Here is a 3,143-nt window from a genome sequence, read left to right on the forward strand (position 1 = left end):
TTGCGGAGCCCTTCGTGGCTCGCTTCGCTCGCACCTCAGGGAGCACAGGGGGAGCGCATTGCTCGCACCTCAGGGAGCACAGGGGGAGCGCATTGCTCGCACCTCGGGGAGCACAGGGGGAGCGCATTGCTCGCGCCTCAGCGAACACAGAGGGAGCGCATTGCTCGCTCCTCAATTGACCCGCCCGCCCGGGCGGGTCACAGGTCGCAGCAGTCGCAACAATCGCAGCAGTCGCAGTCGTCGCAGACCGCGTCCTTGTACTTGTCGGTGAAGTGATTCCAGTGGTCGACGCAGCAGGCCTTGCCGAAGCACGAGACGCCGATGAACGGCAGAATCCGTTCGTGGAACGATCGATTCGGTTTGAAGGGTGGCGGGTACGGCCACTCGGTCGGATAGCCGAACGGCCGGTGCGGCGGCCACTGGGTGCGCGAGTCGGCGACCACCGAAGGGGCCTCCGCGTGCGGGTGCATGCGCTTGTGGATCGCGTGGCGCAGTCCGTCGAGCAACACCACCCGTAGGAGTCGGTCGTCGACGAGTTCGAGGTCGGCGTAGCGGGCCCGGATCGCGGAGGCGAGTCGCCGGCACTGCTCGAGCGCGGTCTCCGGCGACGTTCCGGTGGACCGGAGTGGGTTGTACCGTCCCTGCTCGGCGTCGGAGTCATAGTCGTCGACCGCGTCCAAGAGGTGCGCTATCCGGCCGAAATCGGCACCGATGTCGGAGAGCGCGGCCTCATTGCGGGGTGCGTCGGCGAGTATCGCCGACGCGGAGAAGACCTGTGCCGCAGCCACTGCCGACGCCTGGGTGAGGTCGTCGAGGACGACGCTCGTCGACTCGATCTCGGCTTGACGCGAGAGCGTCGTCATCATGCCGTCCACATCGAGACGTCGGGCGACCTCGGTGTCGGCCGCGGCATTCCGGCGCAGGTGGCTCCCGGCATAGTCGGCGAGCTTCGCGCGTACCGGCCGACGGGGCGCCAGCGCGTGTCGCTGCTCGTTGCCGACGTCGGCCGCCTTCGCTGCGGCGAGGGTGAGGGAGGCGGTCGCGGCGAGGCGGACACCCGGTTCGTCGGCGGACACGACTGTCGCCGTGCGCATTCCGCGTAGGGGACACCGACCGGCCTCGGTGGAGGCGCACTCCGCCGCCGACTGGGCCGCGGTGAGGATTGAGACCATCACCGCATCGGTGTTGACCGTCAACCTGCTCGACTGGCCGTGGTTGTCGCGTAGCGTCAGACAGACCCCGCACAGGTGGGAGCGCCACTGGTCCATCAGGTCGTCGTCGAGTGCGTGCCGACATGGAGTGAGAACCCCGAACATTCGAGAATCAGACCACAGGCGGGGGGACCTCGCCAGGGGATTCATTCGTTCGGTGCAGGCGGCCCGATGTGCTCGCCTAGTCGCCGCCGACAACGCGGGCGCGGGCTACGAGCGTGGTTCGGAGCCATTCCGGCTCGCAGACCACGAAGTCGTGGTCGAACATCGACGCCCATAACGCGCGCGTGGCGTGGCGACGGTCGGCGAACCGGAGTCCGAGCCGGCATCGTCCTTCTGGTGGCCGGTCGAGATATGTTGCGGCGGCGATCGACTCGATCTGCTCGGCATCGTCGACCGAGCAGTCGATCACCACGTCGACGGGTTCGAAGGAGCGTCGGAACGCGTCACGATGCCGCTCCCAGATCTCGCCGAGGTCGACGTCCTCGGACCGGTGCGCCGGTTCGTCGAGGACGTCCACGTCGCTCATCCGGGAGACGCGGTACATGCGTTCCGCCGAGCCGGCGCCGTCGTGCGACGTGCTGCCGCGCGACGAGGTGGCGACGAGGTACCAGGTCTCGCCCGCCACGATGAGTCCGATCGGGTCGAGGACGTGCTCGCGCGGGGTGTGCGCACCCCGGCTGCGGTAACTCACACGGATCCGTCGGCCCTCGAACACGGCGAGTTGTACGGCCTGGAGGCCGTCGAGGATCTCCGGGGTTCTGACGAAACCCTCCGGACGGACCAGAATCCGCTGCGCGGCGCGCACGGCATGACTCCGATGCGCCTCGGGCAGGGCGGCGGTCACCTTGCGCATGGCGCTGGTGAACGCGGGGGAGTCGACCCGTCCGGTACCGGCGAGCAACGACGTGGCCTCGTCGACGGTCAGTCCGGTGAGATCGGTGCGATACCCCGGTAACAACGCGAAGCCGCCGTGTCGGCCGCGCTCGGCGTAGACCGGCACGCCGGACAGCGACAGCGCGTCGATGTCGCGGAGCACGGTTCGTTCGGAGACCCCGAGCTCGGCGGCCAACTCGGCAGCGGTCACCCGCTCGTGCTTCTTCAGCACCATCAGCAGGGCGATGAGACGTTCGGCGCGCACGATCATGATTCTCTCCCGAATACATGACAGGAGATGTCGTGTATCGCGGATTCACTGGTGGCAGACCGACCAACCACCAGGAGAGGACGTCATCATGACCGCAACCACACCAGAGGCCGTTCCCGCCCCAGCCGCACCCGTCGACCCCCGTCCCGCATTCCGAGTGGCAACTGGTTGGGTCACCGCACTGCTGACCGGGATCGCCGACGATCAGCTGGATGCGCCCACTCCCTGCGAGGACTTCGACGTCCGGACACTCTCGGCGCACGTCGTGGCGACCGCCGAGCGTGCCCGGGCACTCGCCGACGGACTCGACGTCCGAACGATGCGGACGATCGCCGAGCAGCACGACGCTGCCACCTACTCCGCACTGGTCGAGGCCGCCCTGGAGGGATGGTCCGATGATGCGTCGCTGACCCGCATGGTCCAGGTGCCGTGGGGTGAGGTACCCGGCGCGGGCGCGCTTTGGGGCTATGTCAGCGAGACCCTCGTGCACGGCTGGGACCTCGCCGTTGCCACCGGGCAACCCGCGGAAGCAGATCCCGCGACGGCCGAGGCGACGCTCGCGGTCGCGCAGCAGTTCATCCCGGCCGAGATCCGCACCGACCCCAACGTGCCGTTCGGCGTCGTCGTCGAACCCCGCCCCGGCGCCGGACCCACTGAGCGACTGGCCAACTGGACCGGCCGGGACCCCGCGGGCTGGTCCCCGGCTTCGTGATCCGAAAGAAGCGAACCCCGTGGCTCCCTGAGCTTGCGGAGGTCGCGTCACGAAGGGTCTGGCGACCGAGGTT

The 3,143-nt window shown here is 68.6% G+C and carries 3 protein-coding genes; 1 reads left to right on the top strand and 2 read right to left on the bottom strand.

The genetic code is table 11. From position 1 onward, the window contains the following. Nucleotides 1-197 precede the first annotated feature (197 nt). Both M4D77_RS23635 and M4D77_RS23640 read right to left on the bottom strand, forming a co-directional pair. Complete coding sequence (locus tag M4D77_RS23635) at nucleotides 198-1,316, bottom strand: DUF5685 family protein (protein ID WP_259937707.1); 1,119 nt, start codon at nucleotides 1,314-1,316, stop codon at nucleotides 198-200. Between the two features lie 76 nt (nucleotides 1,317-1,392). Next, nucleotides 1,393-2,352, bottom strand: coding sequence for a YafY family protein (locus tag M4D77_RS23640; protein WP_259937708.1), 960 nt, complete (start codon nucleotides 2,350-2,352; stop codon nucleotides 1,393-1,395). 94 nt (nucleotides 2,353-2,446) lie between these two features. On the opposite strand from M4D77_RS23640, the gene M4D77_RS23645 reads away from it, so the two are divergent. After that, nucleotides 2,447-3,070 carry a TIGR03086 family metal-binding protein gene (locus tag M4D77_RS23645; protein WP_058253571.1) on the top strand — a complete coding sequence of 208 codons (624 nt, stop codon included), beginning with the start codon at nucleotides 2,447-2,449 and terminating at the stop codon, nucleotides 3,068-3,070. Nucleotides 3,071-3,143: the final 73 nt, after the last annotated feature.

The sequence above is a fragment of the Gordonia sp. p3-SID1431 genome, assembly GCF_025143765.1.
In the GTDB taxonomy this organism is placed as follows: Bacteria; Actinomycetota; Actinomycetes; order Mycobacteriales; family Mycobacteriaceae; genus Gordonia; species Gordonia hongkongensis.

Excerpts from the sequence above, each read along its gene's own strand:
- M4D77_RS23635 (WP_259937707.1), bottom strand. The coding sequence starts at position 1,316 with ATGTTCGGGGTTCTCACTCCATGTCGGCACGCACTCGACGACGACCTG.
- M4D77_RS23645 (WP_058253571.1), top strand. The coding sequence starts at position 2,447 with ATGACCGCAACCACACCAGAGGCCGTTCCCGCCCCAGCCGCACCCGTC.